This window comes from Roseovarius sp. THAF9 (assembly GCF_009363715.1).
In the GTDB taxonomy this organism is placed as follows: Bacteria; Pseudomonadota; Alphaproteobacteria; order Rhodobacterales; family Rhodobacteraceae; genus Roseovarius.
In genome coordinates this window covers 1-17426 of record NZ_CP045405.1, presented here as the reverse complement: position 1 = coordinate 17426, position 17426 = coordinate 1, and the positions used below count along the sequence as shown (strand labels likewise).

General features: G+C 59.9%; 14 protein-coding genes. All 14 read right to left on the bottom strand.

The window, feature by feature from the left end; all coding sequences use genetic code 11:
* Window positions 1-3: 3 nt before the first annotated feature.
* The 14 genes from FIU86_RS20065 to repA all read right to left on the bottom strand — a co-directional run bounded on the left by FIU86_RS20065 (window position 4) and on the right by repA (window position 17426).
* A complete protein-coding gene (locus tag FIU86_RS20065) occupies window positions 4-4266 on the bottom strand; it encodes a strawberry notch family protein (protein ID WP_152477267.1) in 4263 nt (1420 codons plus the stop codon).
* Between the two features lie 102 nt (window positions 4267-4368).
* Window positions 4369-4566, bottom strand: a complete 198-nt coding sequence (locus tag FIU86_RS20060) for a StaA (RefSeq protein WP_254704040.1) — start codon at window positions 4564-4566, stop codon at window positions 4369-4371.
* Window positions 4567-5131: 565 nt separating this feature from the next.
* Window positions 5132-5536: a group 1 truncated hemoglobin gene (locus FIU86_RS20055; protein ID WP_152477266.1), complete on the bottom strand. Its 405-nt coding sequence runs from the start codon at window positions 5534-5536 to the stop codon at window positions 5132-5134.
* A 42-nt stretch (window positions 5537-5578) separates the two neighbouring features.
* On the bottom strand, window positions 5579-6031 hold the full coding sequence (locus FIU86_RS20050) for a MarR family winged helix-turn-helix transcriptional regulator (RefSeq protein WP_302848772.1): 453 nt from the start codon (window positions 6029-6031) through the stop codon (window positions 5579-5581).
* 296 nt (window positions 6032-6327) lie between these two features.
* Window positions 6328-7140, bottom strand: coding sequence for a class I SAM-dependent methyltransferase (locus FIU86_RS20045; RefSeq protein ID WP_152477265.1), 813 nt, complete (start codon window positions 7138-7140; stop codon window positions 6328-6330).
* A 146-nt stretch (window positions 7141-7286) separates the two neighbouring features.
* The gene (locus tag FIU86_RS20040; protein WP_152477264.1) at window positions 7287-7952 is read right to left on the bottom strand and encodes a hypothetical protein; all 666 of its coding nucleotides are present in this window, start codon (window positions 7950-7952) and stop codon (window positions 7287-7289) included.
* The gene (locus FIU86_RS20035) at window positions 7952-8545 is read right to left on the bottom strand and encodes a regulator (RefSeq protein WP_152477263.1); all 594 of its coding nucleotides are present in this window, start codon (window positions 8543-8545) and stop codon (window positions 7952-7954) included. Before FIU86_RS20035 ends, FIU86_RS20040 begins: the two co-directional genes overlap by 1 nt.
* Before the next feature lie 74 nt (window positions 8546-8619).
* Window positions 8620-10602 (bottom strand): ParB/RepB/Spo0J family partition protein, encoded by a 1983-nt coding sequence (locus FIU86_RS20030; protein ID WP_152477262.1) that lies wholly within the window; start codon window positions 10600-10602, stop codon window positions 8620-8622.
* 155 nt (window positions 10603-10757) lie between these two features.
* On the bottom strand, window positions 10758-11147 hold the full coding sequence (locus FIU86_RS20025) for a DUF3768 domain-containing protein (RefSeq protein ID WP_152477261.1): 390 nt from the start codon (window positions 11145-11147) through the stop codon (window positions 10758-10760).
* 69 nt (window positions 11148-11216) lie between these two features.
* On the bottom strand, window positions 11217-12155 hold the full coding sequence (locus tag FIU86_RS20020; protein WP_152477260.1) for an ArdC family protein: 939 nt from the start codon (window positions 12153-12155) through the stop codon (window positions 11217-11219).
* Window positions 12156-12194: 39 nt separating this feature from the next.
* Entirely contained in the window at window positions 12195-12680 is a 486-nt protein-coding gene (locus tag FIU86_RS20015; RefSeq protein ID WP_152477259.1) for a hypothetical protein, read from the bottom strand.
* A 1214-nt stretch (window positions 12681-13894) separates the two neighbouring features.
* Entirely contained in the window at window positions 13895-15106 is a 1212-nt protein-coding gene (gene repC, locus FIU86_RS20010) for a plasmid replication protein RepC (protein ID WP_152477323.1), read from the bottom strand.
* Window positions 15107-15319: 213 nt separating this feature from the next.
* Window positions 15320-16249: a plasmid partitioning protein RepB gene (gene repB, locus FIU86_RS20005; protein WP_152477258.1), complete on the bottom strand. Its 930-nt coding sequence runs from the start codon at window positions 16247-16249 to the stop codon at window positions 15320-15322.
* The gene (gene repA / locus FIU86_RS20000) at window positions 16233-17426 is read right to left on the bottom strand and encodes a plasmid partitioning protein RepA (RefSeq protein ID WP_152477257.1); all 1194 of its coding nucleotides are present in this window, start codon (window positions 17424-17426) and stop codon (window positions 16233-16235) included. Before repA ends, repB begins: the two co-directional genes overlap by 17 nt.

Below are 17426 nucleotides of genomic sequence, written 5' to 3'. Positions count from 1 at the left end.
TCCCTATTCTGCTGCCAATGGAGCGGCGTCTGGCAGCTGCCCCACGATCCGGGCCAGAATGCTTCCCGTATCGACACCCTCCCCATGCGGTAGGAACACCCGCAGCTGGAATGCGATGATTTCGGTGAAGCAGCCGAGAGCCTTGAGGCCGTCGATCATGCCCCGATCCGCACCAGAGAGCTCGAGGCGCATCTCGCCTGCAACCCGGCGACGGGTCAGCGTGAGACCCCGGCCCAGATCGACCGGCGCGGTGGTGCCAAGGGCGGCGGTCATCATCTCCTGCGGTGTTTGCGGGTTGGAGACGAGGAAGCGGGCGCGGAGCGCGGCCGCCCCTTCTTCGCTCAACGTGCGCCCGATCATGGCCGTCGCCCCGTCGGGCGTGACCCGGTAGATGCGTTCATTCGTGGTCGGAATGTCCTTCCAGATCGGCAACAGCAGCCCGGTCAGCAGGTAGAGCTTGGTCGTGGTGGTTTTCGGCAGGGACGCAGCCTCGGCATCCCAAAGCCGTGCGAACTCGGGCTTGCCGATCTCTTCCCAGGCCGAGGACACGAACCGCGTTTCCTCCAGATAGCTCGACCCTTTTGGCCGCACTGCCTTGCGCATGAGGGTGACGATATCCTCGTCATACATCTGCATCGGGCGCGCCGAGATGAGCGCCGCGCGACCGGAGGCGCGATTGACCATGGGCAGCTTGTCCGGATTGCGCGCGAGGGCGTCATCAGCCGACAGCACATGAACCGGATCGGTGACCTCGAGCCCAATGATCCGCGTGACCGCACCGGATTTCGGGCAGGTCCAGAGATCCTCAGTGGAGACCTGTTCGATCCTTTCGCCGCGCAGGGTTTCGACGCCGAGATCGAGCGTGCCCGCCGCGCGCGCCCGTTCCGTCTGATCGGCGATCCGGCGCATGAACTCGGCAAAAAGCGCGTTCTGCATGTGGATGGGCAGCGCCAGCACCCGGTTGAGAAACCGCTGGATCGGGGGCAGCTCTTCGAGCAGCACCCCGTCCTTGTCGATCAGCCGCAAAGCTGTCCAATCGGTGAAACTCTCGTAGCTCATCGCCTCGGCGCGCCCGGCGGCAAGATCGGCGAAATAGCCACGCAGTGCGGCCCGTGCGATCGGGCTTTCGAGATTGTCCTCCTCCCGGAACATGCCTTGCGAGCCGGTCTCGCGTTGGCCCTTGGTTAGGGCCCCCAGCTGGTCGAGGCGTTTGGCTATCGTCGAGGTGAAGCGCTTCTCGCCATGCACATCGGAGGTGCAGACCCGGAAGAAGGGCGCGCTCACCTGGGCCGATCGATGCGTGCGGCCCAGCCCCTGGATGGCCGCATCGGCGCGCCAGCCGGGCTCCAGAAGATAGTGCCGGCGACGTTTCTGGTTCTTCGCCGTCTGCGCCGCATGATAAGATCGGCCCGTGCCGCCCGCGTCAGAAAAGATCAGGACATCCTTCTCGCCGTCCATGAAAGCTTGGGTCTCGGAGGAATTGCTGCTGGCCGAGCGTTTCTCGATGAAGAGGTGGCCATCGTCCGCCTTCAGAGGTCGGATCGACCTTCCGGTCACTTCGGCCACGGCCTCGTCGCCAAAGGCCCAGAGGATCTGGTCGAGCGCCGACGGGATCGGGGCCAGCGTCATCAACTCCATCATGGCCGCATCTCGTAGGGCGAGCGCCTCGCGCGAGACAACGAGTGCGCCGGTCTCGTCCCTGAGCGGCTCGGCCATCATATTGCCGTCGATCTCGACCAGCTTTTGCGCGTGGATCGGGAAGGCCTGTTCGAGGTAGCCCAGAACATAGTCGCGCGGCGTCAAGGCACCCTCGACGAGCTCGTCGTCGGGGTCCATCGTTTCAAGCCGGCGTTTCAGCAGGCTCTCACCTGTCGAGACCACCTGGATGACGCAAGCATTGCCCGCCGCGAGGTCATCCTCGATGGCACGGATGATGGTCGGGGCTTTCATGCCCATCAGGAGATGGTTGAAGAAGCGCTGTTTCGTGCTCTCGAAGCGGGACTTGGCAGAGGCGCGGGCGGCCGAGGCATTGGTCTCCCCCGAGGCGTCATTGACGCCAGTCGCAGTCAGTGCGGCTTCCAGATTGTGGTGGATCGTCCGAAACGCACCTGCATAGGCGTCGTAGATCTCGATCTGAGCCGGGGTCAGCGCGTGTTCGAGCACATCATATTCCACGCCATCGAAGCTGAGAGCACGGGCCGTGTAGAGACCGAGCGTCTTGAGATCGCGTGCGACCACCTCCATGGCGGCGACACCACCCGCCTCCATCGCCGAGACGAAACTCTCGCGGCTCGGGAAGGGGTATTCGGGACCCTGCCCCCAGAGACCGAGACGCGCGGCATAGGCTAGGTTGTGCACGCTCGTGGCGCCCGTGGCCGAGATGTAGAAAACGCGAGCACGCGGTGCGGCCAGTTGCAGCCGCAGGCCCGCAAGACCCTGCTGCGAGGGTTTGACCCCCCTGCCCTGCTCGGACCCTGCCGCGTTCTGCATGGCATGGGCCTCATCAAAAGCGAGGACGCCGTCGAAATCTTCGCCCATCCAGTCGAGGATCTGGCGCAGCCGCGTGGTGCCGCATTTGCCCGCGGACCGCAGCGTGGCATAGGTGACGAAGAGGATACCATCGCCCATCGGGATGGGCTGATCCGGTTTCCATTTGGAGAGCGGCTGAATGTCGGCGGGCGAGCCGCCGAGATCGGTCCAGTCGCGGATCGCGTCCTCGATGAGCGTGGCGGATTTGGAGACCCAGATCGCTTTTCTGCGACCGGCCAGCCAGTTCACGAGGATGAGCCCGGCACATTCGCGGCCCTTGCCGCAGCCGGTGCCATCCCCGAGGAAATAGCCAAGGCGATAGGCACGTGCGTCTGGGTCATCATCGGCGCGCGTCAGCTTTGTCTGGTCGTCATCGATCGTGAACCGCCCCGGCCGGTCACGACCATGGGCATCATGCGCCATGATGATGGTCTCGAGTTGCGCCTCGGAGAGATGTCCCTCCTTGATCAACCTGGCAGGCAGGCGCAATTCCGCACTGGCCGTGCCTGAGGGCACCGGCGGTGCGACAGAGGCCATGGCGATGCTTTCGACGAGTGGCGTTGGATGTTCCTGCGCGCCCGCGATCTCGATCCGCTGCGGGCGGTAGCGCGCATAAATATCCGAAACGGGCGTGTTGTCGCGCGGAGCCTCAAGACTTGTGAAGCTTAGCGGGATGGCAGCATTGGCGCGGGGTTTGGAGGCGGCGACTTTGGCAACTGGGCGCTTGCGCGCGACAAGTACTGGACCGACCGATCGCGCATGAGGGTTTGTCGCCGCCCGGCGGGCGGGGCGCGTCTCAGGCCGGTTTGCGGCCACGGCGTCGACAAAAGGAAGGGCTTCATCCAAGTCCCTGACGCTGGCGCGGATCATCTCGCCGTCCTCCTGCACCTTGTCGAAGACCATCAGCTGGGTTTCCACAGAGGTGCCGAGCTTGCGGTAAACCTGTCCCGGAATCGTGAGGGCCAAGCGCGGCGTCAGGAGACCGCAGGCGCGGGACCAATGCGCGGCATCCCGCTCAGATGTGAACCCCGGCGGCATGATCGCCACCAGCCGCCCGCCATGCGCGAGACGCTTTGCAGCCGCAATGAGATGTTTGGCGGCGATGTGCTTGTCGCGTGAGCGGTCGACCGAGGAGGCGAAAGGCGGGTTCATCACCACGACATCGGGCAGGACCGGTGTCTGCAGCAGATCGTCGATATGCTCGCCGTCATGGCCCGTCACCTCGCCGCCGAAGACCACGCGCAGGAGGCTCTTGCGAAAGGGGTCGATCTCGTTGAGCAAAAGCTTGGCACCGGCCCGGGCGGCGAAAGCAGCCAAGGCTCCGGGGCCCGCCGAGGGCTCCAGCACAGTCTCGCCCTTGCGGATCGCTGCCGCCCGCACGGCCATTGCCGCAAATGGCAGCGGCGTGGAAAACTGCTGCAACCGGATCTGCTGCTCGGAGCGGCGGGTTTCCGTCAGGAGGCGCGAGGCAAGCAGCTTTGCAGCGGCGATGTCACCTGCCGCGCAGGCCTCACGCAGCAGCACCTGGACCGCCGCCGCCTGCATCAGGTCATAGGCCTTCCGCCAGTCCCACGCGCCGCCAGCATCGCTGCCATGAAAGGTCTCGCGCATGATGCGCGCAAGCACTGAGTTGCGTAGGGGTTGGTCGACAATCTCCGCGCCGATTTGCGCCAGCGCAGAGGCGAGATCAGCGTCGGAGATTGAGAGAGCCGGGTTCGCCGGTTTGGGCTTTGACATTGGGATTTTCCTTTGGTTCAGGGTCTGAGTTCCAAAGGACAAAAAGCCCGCTTTCGCTTTTCAGGGTGACGGGGTCGGACCGCACTGACCTCCAAGACTTGGTCAGGACTTGGATTGGCCCTCGCGTTTCGCATCAATCAAAGCCTGAGCGGCCTGCATTACTTGAACCTCAGATATTCCGGCGCGTGCATCCTCAAGCGCGGCTTGCACCTGCGCGCGAAACCACGCGTCATACGCATTCGCCTCAGCAGCCACGGCCATGCTCTTCGAGGCCCATTTCCAGAAGCTTTCCGAGTTCATCCGGCATGTTTGCAACACGCATCGCAAATTGGGAAGGCTTCCGTTTCATCCGAGACGCGCCTTGCTCATCGGTGCCGAGGTGTGGCCCTTCCTTACCGGTTGAGTTCATTGCGCATTCTCCGTCTGTACTATCGGTCGATGCTAAATCACTCAGCGTCGCTTCGTAAACGGGAACGCCATTGTGATCATATCAAGTCGGGCAACTTGGGAATCGAATGCCGGATCGGGCAGAATCCTACGTTAAGCTTAAAGCCGCCGTTCATTGAAAGCGCAGCGAAACCTCACTCTGAGCCCAGAATCGCAGATGCTGCAGTTTGCTTGAATGTCTGTTTCAAAGGTAGACAAAGTGTTCTGGGGAAAATTGTTTCAGAAGTATAGCATCTCGTAGCGGTTTGATGGACGGGCGTGGGATATGAATATCACTGCACCGACGCGCCCAGCCCTCATCGCCTCAGGCTATCAAGTGGGCCAGCCGCACCTGCGGAGATTTCCATGAACCAAGGCTCGTAATGGAACGGGCAACGCATCTGGCCGCCCGCTCCTGCGATTTAGATTGCGTCTTCTATCAGGCGGCCTTCGGTTCCGTCGCGTCTGGATCAACGACTTTGTCCCGATAGCTTTCGATTATGGCCATGAACTCTTCGATCTCCGCCCGGGGAACACCGCAGGTATAGAGTGTGTTGCGGATTTCGTGGGCTGTCACATCGAAATCGTAGTTGGTCAGGCCAAGATGCTTATGCGCTTCGAACATGTCCTTGCCGGGATAACAGGACGGGCCACCGGCCATCTCGATCGACCATGCCGTGACCATGAACTTGTAACCGGGTTTAAAGCTTGGGGCATGGAAATCCTTCACGCCCTTGTTCAGGTTCAGCGTCTCGTTCTCGTGAAGTCGGTCGACCAGCAAATCGACTGCTCCTGCGATTGCGTAGGCGCCTCCCAGGCGCTCATAGAGTGATTGTTGAGCCATGTTTTCCTCCCTTTCTGGCTTTGTTGCTGGAAATATCGCGGGTCAGGTTTTGGCGTTCTCCTGTTCCATCCTATCCGCGAGGGCGATCAATTCGTCTCGTATCTGAGCCAGCGCGTCGGGGTGAAAGCCGGTCTGGCATTCCACCGATTGCTGCGCGAGAGACACGGAGCCCTCCAGATCAAGACCTTCTTGCGTGGCTTGAACTGTGACGACGCGGCGGTCAGACTCTTTACGCGTTCGCTCAGCAAAGCCCTGTGCTACCAGCCGATCAACGAGCGGCGTTATCGCATTTTGTGAGAGTTTCAGCCTGTTGGCGATTTGCCCGTGCGATGAAGGTCCATCCTGCCAGAGAACCAACATCACCAGGTATTGCGGGTAGGTAAGGTTCAAATTGTTCAGAAAAGGACGATACGCCCGGGTGACCGCATTGGTCGCAGCATAGAGCGCAAAGCAGAGTTGATCATCGAGCCGAAGTTGCCGTGAATGCATCATCATACCGATATTATTTCAGACATGCTTATTTCACGCATGAAGCAAAAAGTCAACTTCGAACGCGTGTCAAATCGTTCCTGACTACTTTCTGACCGTCTTCAGAGAACGCGATTTGCAATTTGGATATCGCTTTGGTGTGTTTCCCTTTTCGGAGTTTCCCTTGTGTGATTTCGACAAAGCAGCCACTCGCGAAACTGCAGCGAAAGCTCACTTTGTCCCGCAAAGCCGACATTTATTCACCACGCGGCGAAGGTCTGAATCGAGCCCTAAGCGGACGTTATCGAAGGCCTGAACCGCCTTCAGGGTGCCTTGGCTTGCGCCACGAGCGCCATCATCCGTCCGGTGATCTGACCACGCCCAAATCGTGCCACCAAAGCTTCCGCGATAGCCGTTCGAACTTCTTGAAGGGGTGGCTCGCCACGTGCCTCGATTTCAAGACGAAGAGGTGAACCACAGGATTGACCGAACGCGAAATCGTCGGCTGTATCAGCGCGGCTCTTCAGTTTCATATTTTCGATTTGAACATCCTCGAAACCAGCCGCCGCAAGATCAGCCTGAACTTGAGACTTTTCGGAATATCCGAACGGTGTTCTGGCGAGGAAAAGAGGAGGGTCTTCGGGGTACAACTTGATCAGCGTTTCAACGGCGACATGAGAGAAATCGTTTTCTTCGAGAGGCCCCCAGCTGTTGAAGATGAAACGGCCGCCTGACCTGAGAACCCGTCGGGCCTCGGAAAAACCCTTGATACGATCTGGAAAAAACATCACGCCGAACTGGCATAGGACGACATCGAAGCTGTCGTCTTCAAAGGGCAGCGACATCGCGTTCGCCTCCAGCCACTCGAGCCTATTGTCCTCGTGATGCTGTCGGGCGCGTTCAAGCATGCCTGGGTTGAGGTCGGTCACTACATAGCGGGACTGGTCGCCCAAACGCGGTGCGAGCGCCCTCGTTACTGCTCCGCTTCCTGCCGCTACCTCCAGTACGTCACGTGGATCAGTTCGCGCCACCCGCTCGGCCAGATCTTCGGCAAAGCCTTCGAACAATATCGGGACTAGGTGGCTGTTGTATATCTCAGGGATGGACCCAGAGAAGTCGGAGTCGATGTTGGACATTGTAACGCATACCTCTGAGTGCCTATTCGCACCGTACCAGATACGAGCCAAGAAGTCTCGACATCGGCGGCGTTCAGCGTCTGCTTGGTCCGCATAGTTGCCTTTGAAACGACGGACGATGTAGGTCCGCTTTAGTCGGACATCAGTCAGTTACTACTACCCCGCTGCCCCGCCAGAAACTCAGCCAGCACACGACTGGCCTCGCCCTTTGCGGAGCCGAGCAGCTCCGAGCCGGCAAGCGAGGATTTCGAAAGTCGCACGAACCCACCGGTTTTCTCGACACGGTAGCACCGTCGTTTTTGCCGCCCGCGCCTGTAGTGGGTCGCAGTGACGATCTGGCATGAGCTGCCATCTGTGAGTGTCACTGGTGATGCGAGCTTGATCTTGTCGCCTTCCTCGTAGTCTGGGATCGCGTCCCAGTCGTGACAACGCTGGCGCCAAGCATGCGCGTAGCTGTCCGGGTCTTTCAGCTCGGACAGCAGGGCCAACAGGCTTAGTGGCGCGCGAGACTCGTTCGGGCCAGCGCTTTCCTCCATGTCCTTGTAGCCCCAACACCGATCGTCGTATCGGGTGAGGAAGACTGCCCCGAAGGTGATCGAGCCGTCAGGATCGGTGACATAGGTCGCGTCCTCGAAAGGGGTGCCGTCGCGATTGGTAATCCTTGCCGCCGCATACCAGGTTGAGCCGACCTTGCAGGCCTTGATCAGTTCGGTTTTGCGCATGTCGCTCTCAAAGGTGCAGAGCCGGGCGATTTCCGCTTTCTCATCCGCATAGGTCTGGACGCGGCGATCCGTGTAGAACAGCCAGCCCATTATGCCGCCCTCCGGTCATCGAGTTCCATCAGGGCATCGAGCGGCACGCGGTAAGGCTGCATGGCGTCGAAATCCTCGCAATTGCCGCAGTTCTGCACGATCGCGAAGGTATCGCAGGCATCCTTGAGGATGACCCGGAAGGTGCCGCCAAGGCCCGAGGGCACATCGTAGGTCCCGCCGATGAGATAATCCGACGCCCGGCGCACGAAGACGCGGATGCTATGGCCATCAGTGGCGAGCCGGATCGCCCCCTGCCCCCGGTCGATGAGCACCTGCACATCGTCGAGAATGTCGGTGTAGAACTGGCCGGTCAGATCGAGGAACGCCATGCGGCGCTGCGCCATCCAGTCGGTGTCGCGAAACGGGTTGATGCCATCGGCAAAAGCAAAGGAAGGATCGGCCTGTTCGGTGGTGACGATGCGGGTGGTCGTGCCGTCGATCTCGTTCGAGCGCAGATGCACGCCATTGCCGACGATCAGGATCAGGGCGGGCCTGTCCACGGGTCCGTTCCAGTTGGGCAGGAAGGTCTTGCAGGCGCGCGCATGGGCGATCTGCGCCACAACTGCGAAGGTAGAGAACTTGAGAATAGCCATGGGGATGTCTTTCCGTTGAGTGTGGGAGGGTCGACCCGCGCAGGCAGAAGGGCTTGCGCGGGTCGCTTGAGGGCTCAGGCCGCTTGCGCGACCTCGCTGTCAGGCTCCGGAGATTCCGCGGTTGGCTCCGCCTCATCACAGGCGACACCGGCCGTCTGCATCATCGGCGGGCACCAGGCGGCCACGGCAGCGCGCTGCGCGTCCGTGAGTGTGGCGAAGGGCTCAGCAAAGAGCTTGTCGCAGAAGGCGACGATCTCCTTCTTGCTCGACGAGGCCAGCGTCACCGCCTCCTGGGCCAGACCCAGATCCTCGCCGAGGATCTTCAGGAGCCAGGCCTTCTTGAAGCGGTTGAAGAGCGCCGCGTTTGGCGTCCAATGGGCGCGGATATCGGGCATGATCTCGTTCTCGAAGTCATGCATCAGGCTGTCACGCTGGCGGTCCCGGGCGAAGCAGGACTGCGTCGTGCTGGCCGTGGCATAGGCCACGAGCTTGGCCTTCTTGCCTGCCTCCAGCGCGCGGAACGCCGCGAACTGATCGGCAGGCGAACGCGCGTCATCGAGCCAGGACAGATCGAGCGCATCATGCGCCGCCGCCACCTGCTCGAGCGAGGTTGCGTCGATCTCGTCCATCTTGGCGTGGCTGCGATATTCCGTGCGGGCATCGATCTTGATCGCCTGCGTGACGCTCAAGCCGCTGCACAGAACATCGCTCACCAGCTTGAAGAGCGTCAGATCGAGCGTGGCTTCCGGATGCAGCGCCATCGCGGCCCCGAGAGCCATCGCCCGCTCGGCCTTGAGGTCCTCGGCCAGTGAAGCCGGGTAGCTGATCTCGCACGGGTCGGGGGCTTCTTCCCCCGTCGGGCTACTCGAGGCACCGCACGCGCCCTTCTCTTTTGAGGTGTCTTCTGGACGCACAAGACCCACATGGAGCGTCACCTGACCACTCGACCACGAGGCGATCACGCCCGCGCGCGCAAGGTCCTCGGCACTATACGCCTCCTGCAGGTCGCGCGCTTCCTCTTCCAGAGCGTCCACGCGGTCGTAGAGGGCATTGTAAGCGTCGTCCTCGAGCTCCTCATCCTCCATCTCGCGCTGAAGCTTGTCGAGCTCGGCGGTGATCTCATCAATGTGCTTCTGGGCGGCTTCATCCGGCTCGATCGGGCCGGGATAGACGCGGCCGTAGTCGGCCATCGCCGCGTAATCATAGCGCACCACCGCATCGGCCCAGGAAAAGCCGAGTTTTGCACGGGCCTCCTCGGCAGCAGCCCCGAGCTTCTCGAGCAGGATGGTCTCGACCAGCGCGGCGTCTTCCAGCACCGAATGCTCTTCCAGCAGATCGGCCGCGATCGCTCCGCCGCGGGCCTCATAGTCCTCACGCACCAAGGCCCCGATATCGTCGCTGACCTGCACGCCGCGGGACTTGAGCGCCTGGCGGACCGTATAGGCCTGCAGGTAGCTGTCTTCCTTGGTGAGCGCCTCGAAGACTTCGCGCTGCACCTCCTGGCTCGGATGCTCCGCAAAAGCCTTCATCGTGTCGAGCGTGATCACCTTGGCCCGGGCCGCGGCGCGGATATCGGGGTGGATCAGGCCATAGCGCAGACGCCCCTTCACGGCAGCGACCGTGGTACCGAAGGTTCTTGCGATGGTCTCGGGCGTCTGGCCGTCGACTTCCATCATCCGGGCGAAAGCCTCGAACTCGTCGATGGCATTCATCGGGGCTTGCGTGATGTTCTCGGCGAGAGACAGAGCCGTGGTTTCGTCGCAGTCGTCCGGCACGAGGCGGCAGTCTACCTTGGTTTTCGCGGTGAAACCCTTGGCAGCCTTGTCAGCGACCAGCTCCTTCAGCGCGGCATGACGTCGGCCACCGGCCAGCACTGCGTACTTGCCGTCGAGCTTCTGGACCAAGAGCGGCTGCAGGAGACCCAAAACGGCGATACTGGCCTTCAGATGGGCGATGTTCTCGGGGTCATAGGTTTCCGGCGAGTTGCTGCGCACATTGGCGAGGTGAGCTGTCAGATCGCCGATGGCGACGGAGACGGGTTTGAAACTTGCGGTCATGGGATTTCCTTCTCGATGGCTGGAATGCGGTCCGCGCGATCCTCCGCACGGCCAATCCCCGGAACCGGGGATCACGACGACAAAAGGCCCACTCTCCCTTTGAGGGGTCAGTGGGCCTTCATCGCCAGGGGTGTCGGGAGGGGGTGTCCCCTGCCCTACCAGTCGCGCGTCAGCATGATGGTCAGCACGCGCATGGTGGTGGCGGGATTGTCCGGGGCCTCAGCCCCGTAGCGGAAGTCGGAATCGGCTTCGTACAAATCCAGTTTCCAGAACACGGTCTCGCCCCGGATATCGACCGCCCCGAAATCATGCCATCCCTCGGGATCGTTCTCGGGATCGAAGGTCTCGAACATGCCCGTGGCCTTCACCGCCTCGGCCATGAAGCCGTCACCGGCCTCCATAAGCGAGCGGGTCACATGCATCCGGCCCTGTATGGGCTGCGCAGGCGGCACCCCGAGGCAAGCGAGCTTGCGAAACGCGTCGTTTTGCGCCGCGATTACACTCGGATCAGGGCAGTCTGTCTGGCGTTGTGCGGTGATGGTCATCGGACATTCCTTTGAGAAGTTGAAACACCCTTCCCAAAGCCCGCTTTAACTTTTGCGGTCCCACATCGCTCAAGCGGCCTGGGCGCCCACCCCTGCCCTACCCGCGTCCGACCGTGCGATCAGGTAATCACAGGCGCGCTGCGCATCGGCGGCGTGCTTGAAGATCGCGTTCTTGTCAGAGCGCAGAACCCGTAGCCAGTTGTAGAGATACGCCGCGTTGATCTCGAGCGTATGCGCTGTGAAGCCGAGCGTCTGGCCAAGGAACACCGAGGTCAGCTCGGCGACGATCTCTTCGCGGGCATAGGCCGTGTTGCCGAAGCGCGAGAGGCCGTAATTGCGGTTCAGCCGGTGCCGTGCCTTGGTGGCATGGGCCAGCTCATGCGCCCAGACCCCGTAGAAATTCCGCGGGTTCTCGAACCTGGAAATGGATGGCATGAACACCTTGTCTACAGGCGGCAAATAGTACGCTTCCGTTCCTGTGAAGACGGTCGTGATGTCGATGGCGTCGAAAAACGCCTGCATGTGCGGGATGGGCTCGGACGGCGGATGCTCAGGCACTGGCTCCGGGTCGGGGTAGAAACTGTCAGGCAGGCCTTCGATCTGGCAGGCATTGAACACGCGGTAGGATTTCTGGAAGCGGAAGATGCGGGCCTCCTCGGAGCGAGCATTGTCTTCGCTGTGGTCATCCTCGCCGTCGGCGTCTTTCCGGCTTTGACCATAGTAGACAACGACAGAGGACTTCTCGCCCTTGCGGATCTTTGCGTCCAAGGCATTGGCCTGCGGCAGCGTCATCCAGAAGGGTGAGCTGTGGCCCGCCATCACGGTGCGCATCGTCAGCAGGAAGTTGTTGACCCCCTGATAGGGCTCACCGCCGACGCGCAGGGGGCGAGAGCTGCCGCCTGCGGTCCAGGGCTTGCGCCACGGCAGAACGCCGCGCTCGATAATGCGGATGATTTCGTTGGTGATGACCTCGGAGGCATCGAATTTTGGCGTGCGGGATCGGGCCATGGTTGGCATCCTTTCGTGTGTTAGTAAGAAGTTTGGGGATCAGGTTGTCCGACGGGGCCGAGGATCGTTGGCGATCTTGGCACCGAGCTTTTCGACTATGTCGATGTAGGTGGTCAGCGAGACGCACTTGCCGGCACCCGAATGCTCAGGGTCGAGCGATCCGTCCCGCGTCACCCGCGGCAGGGTCGCGAAAGCGATGACATCGGTGACGGGAAGAATATCGATGAACGGGGTTCCTCGTGCGACCGCGAGGGCGGCCAAGGAAAAGCGCTCGATCGGCGCGAAGGTCGACACGGTGGTCGAACCGAGATGGAGGAACGAGCCGCCCTCTCCGCAGATCACATGGGCATTCGGCAGCGTTGCAGCCTGCCTGAGATAGCCGAGATCGCGGAGAACGGCTTTCCGCTCGAGCTGCCGTGCCAGCTCCGTCTCGCCGGTTCGGCGCAGCTCTCTATGCCGCCACCACGAGGCGGCGGTGGCGCGCAACACGCGCAAGACACCTGTTTGCATGGGAATGCCCTTCATACGGAAAAACAGACCGGAACCCGGCCCGGACCCATTTGAGGGACCCCAAAGGCCCTCATCCGTCAGTCACAAAACCCGAAGAACACTTTTACTTTTCGTGGACCAAACCCATGAAACACCCAACCGCCACCGAACTGTACCGGTACAAAGGGATCAGAACTTCCACAGGGCCCATCGGCTAGACCTGTGGCGGTTTCTTCCTCACGAGATAGCCCAAACCGCTCAATCGGCCCGCAACTGCCAACTTCTTCGTAAAGCCTGCTGATGCTTTGGCTTCCCGCCGATGTAGCGGATCGGAACCCTGGAAAGGGAAACCATGTCGATGATGGCTGTTTTGGGCATGATTTCTCATCGCGAACACTAAAAAACACAATAACTCATTGTTATTAAATCGTTTTCACCCAACGGATGGATTAGATCATTCCGCAGCCAACATCAATGCAATCTTTTGAAGAGTTCGGGTGTCATGAAATCAAGAGATTGAGTTGCACCCACTGTTCTGCGATGTCCTCGTCGTCCACTACGACTAAATCAGCGGAACGCGGGACCGTTGGCAACCAGCTGTTGCGCTTGAGGAGCCGCTGGCCTCGCTCGCCATGTCGCCATTATTGAAGTGACTGAGAAGTTACGCCTTCCCCTTCCCCGCGCGAGGGAATTCGAGGATCGAGCCCTTGGTCAAACGGTTTTGTTCACCATCGATCGTCTGCTCCTTGTGCAGTACGGCCCGTAGCCACGATATCATGCAACAGACATCCACAACCTACCTCTCAGGCATTAGCACCAATGAAGGCCAAGCGAAGATCCGAGGCCAGGACCCAAATCGCCGTCAGCAGGCGCCGGATTGCGTAGAGCCAATTGTTGAGGGTATTCATCATCAGATCCCAGACATCGAAAAGGGCAGTGGCCGCGGAGGCGCGCAACTGCTAGGTTGGCTGCAGCGCAACGCTCTGTATGTTCTTCGCCAGCCGCATTTGCGCTACTAGCAGCAATGGTCACCAGCTGAGGTTTTATCATGATGATCTGGATGCCCTCGTCATCAGATCTTCTCCGCGACGCAGGCGACAGCCACTTTCACGATCTCAAAATCCGCCACACCTCACCCCCCTAACTTTTCTCTCTCTCTCTCTCTCGAAAACCGTTTGTGTGCCGAAAGCCTACTTAACAGCTGTTAAGTTATGCCATGTCGGCCGCACGCGATCGGAGTTTAACAGCTGTTAAGCCGCGTTCCGCCGGCCAATCAATGCCATGACCATTGGGCCACAGGAAAACTCGCCTGCCGCGGCTTTGGCAGTCAGAGCTCGCAAGTATCCACCAGGCGATCTTATGTCGGCAAAGCGTTCCAGCATGGCGGCAACGACGATCGATGCTTGCTCCGGACCCATGAACTGCTGTGCTTCTTCCCATGCAGACGCACTGATGCCCATGGCTGGGCGCACATGGCACGCCGCATCGAAAAGCTGATGCCAATGCCGGACCTCACCTTGGTAGAAGGTTTTGAGCGAGGGACATGCCGCGATCACTAGGTGGAGCGGGATCTTTGGCAGGTGTCTTGTGTCCTGTTCATCAACGTCAGCCACCGGCTCATTCGTATCCACATCTGGCGCACCCGCCGCCGCCCCGCTTTTTTCTAAAGCAGGTTCAAGATCTATAGATTCTTTATTTGAATTATGACGGTGACGCTCAGATTGGGCATCATTGGTGTTCATTTCTTCTGTTTCAGGGCCATCAATGATGTTGCGTGCCTGGTCAAGGAGAGCTTCAAGGTCAGCTCGATAAGCCGCGAGATCCTCAATTGAAAGCTTGCGACGAAGCGCGCGGGCTGTGAGGGCGGCCTTGTCGCGAAGCTGATCCCAGAAGCCTAGGTCTGGCTGCATCTCGTCTCCGAACTCCGCGAGAGCCGCGAGATCGCGTCGCATGAGGCTTACGACCTCTCTCAGGCGCCGGACGCGCTCCTCAGCCTCACGTACGGCCTCTGCAGCCCGTGCTATCTCCTCAGACTGGCAGTAGAGCGGGGAAAGATCGAAGCCAAAGGCAACGCGGTCTTCGCCGTGCTTGCGGACGTAGCGCTTCCCATTGGGGCTATCACGCCGCTGGAGCAAACCAGCCTCGACGAGACGCGCGAGGTGACGACGCATCGTTGAGCACGGCATGCCATTCAGGCGCTCGCAGATCGCCTTATTCGAGGGGAAGACGACCATCTCCGCGTTCCCGCCAAGCGCATCGTCCGGAAAGAAGCTGAGGAGTCCCTGCAAAACCGTCAGATCACGTTCCGAGACCCCAAAGGCCGCTTGCGCCTTGGAGAGCTCGCGCAGGAGTTCCCACTTGTTAATGGGTCTGGCTGGAACAGATGCCTCGGGTCGCTCAATGACGCGCAAATGGGCGTGCGAAATCGGCCGCATAAACGGCGAAATTGGTGTGTACTCCATGAAAATGTCCACGAAGACAAAAATTCTAGGGCCCGCGAATCGCTTTGCGCTTGCGGGGTAGGGGCCAGAACGCTACATTCAGAAGTGCGAAAACTGAGATTTTGTAGCGGGCTGATCCCGGTGCGAAACCTTACAAAGGTCTCGTGAAGCTAGCTTCTCGGGGCCTTTTTCTTTTTGCCTGTATCGTGCCTCCTTCTTGTTGGTTGCTCTTCCTCAGTCTCCTGAACGCTTCCAGCGCTCATGAAGCTCGGTAATCAGCTTTAGGGCGTTGCCCTCCAACCAGCTAATAAAATCAGGTTCATCTGTAGTTAGATCAAGTTTGAGCTGCTTGCCTTGGCGGCCGGTCTTGACCGTCGCAGCTCCAACACCGGGGATCGCCAAAGCAGGCACACCCTTTCTAGACGGGCTTACTTTCTTCTCTGCGCTCTTTGCAGCTGCCAGAACTGCGAGAAACGCACGCTCAGAAACCTCATCGACCGAGCCGGAACTTTCGGACTTGGCTGCATGAGCTACGGTTTGCAGTTGGCCTCGATCACCGTCGTAGGCACCCAAAGCCTTTTTGAGCTCTTCCCATCTCGGTCGACCAATCCCAGGAGCTGCACCAATTGCCTGGATGAGATCCTCGCCGACCGTCCGAACGACACTCAAAAGCTGTGAAACCCCCGCCTCGTGGAGGTTAAGGACTTCGGCGACACCACGATTGGTGCGCTCAGCCCCTTCCAAATGATCGCCGTCTAGAAGCGCCGTCGCTACAAGCGCACGTTCAATAAAGCTCAGATCACGACGCTCTTGGTTCTCGAGAAGCTGATCTCGAAGCGCTTGATTACCCTCAACTTCCGTGACGATGGCTCGAACTTTGATACCGAGCTCGCGACATGCTTCCAGGCGTCTTCGGCCGTAGATCAGGTTGTAGCGATCGCCTTCCAGCGGGCGGACCAAGACAGGCACACGCTGACCGTTCTTGGAAATAGAGTTCTTCAGGCCCTCAACGTCAATCTGAAGCCGATCATCCAACCGTTCTTCGGTAACAATCTGCGCCGGATCGATCTCAAATACACCGCCACGCAGTCGGCGCCCTTCAAGAGCGTCAGGAGCGTTGCGAAGGGTCTGCAGCGGCAGGCCAAGTTTAGGCTTTCTTGCCATTCCGCCCCCATGTGTTCTGGATGATTTCAGCGATCTCATCGTTCACTGCATTCATAGATTCGATTGCACGATCAAACGTCTGACGCGTGAAGTCCTTCTTGTCAGCTTCGTAGAGCGTTTGCTTGGTCAAGCCGGCATCAGAAATTGCGGTCGACTCAACCATGTGATTGGTCAGGACCGACCTCCCAAAGAGCCCGCGAATGAAGGCAATGACTTCGGTCTGTGGCGCGTCGCCGACTTTGTATCGCGTTGGCAAAAAGCGAAGCCAATCGAAGCGCAGATTTGCGCCTGCATCCCTGATTACTCCAAGGAGATCCGCAGTCATTCGCAGGAATTGGGACATCGACATAAGGTCAAGCATCTGCGGGTGAACCGTCACGAAGACACCCGAGGACGCGGAAAGTGCTGACATCGTCAAGAAACCAAGCTGCGGCGGACAGTCGATCACAACAACGTCGTAGTTCGCTTCAACGCTATCGAGTGCGTCATGAACTCTCGCGAAGAACGCCTTCGCTCCGCCTCGCTGGATCGCAGCAGGCGTCTCGTGCTCGAACTCCATGAGTTCAAGGTTGCCCGGGATAAGATCAAGGCCGCGGATGTAGGTCTTGCGGATCACTTCGGCGATCGGAACCGGATCGTCATAGCGAACAGCATCATAGAGGGTTCCGCCCTCCATGAGGTCGAGTTCTGGCTGGATTCCGTGAAGTGCCGAAAGAGATGCTTGGGGATCGAGATCGATCGCAAGAACCCTGTACCCCTTGAGCGCCAAGCGCTGAGCGAGGTGAGCAGACGTCGTCGTTTTGCCGGACCCGCCCTTGAAGTTCACCACTGAAATGACTTGAAGCTCGTCACCGTCGCGACGTCCAGGCACATAAGTTCCAGACTTTTTTGCGTTTCCTTCAAGCGTCTGCCGGATTTCCCAGATATCGTCGAGCGTATAGCGGCGATGACTTCCAGCCGTCGTCTCGACGTCAACGATCTTTCCTTCTCGATGAAGCTTCCGAAGATAGGTATGGTCGACGCCAAGGAGCTCAGCAGCTTCGCCGCTGGTCAAAGTGCGCATCACCTTCTTTGCATCTGGTGGGAAGTGTGCAGCGCGCTGAGCATGCAGGTTCGACGCGAGAAGCTCCGCGTAGTGCCCGATAGCGATATCTAGATCCTGTTCTGCTTCGCTCAT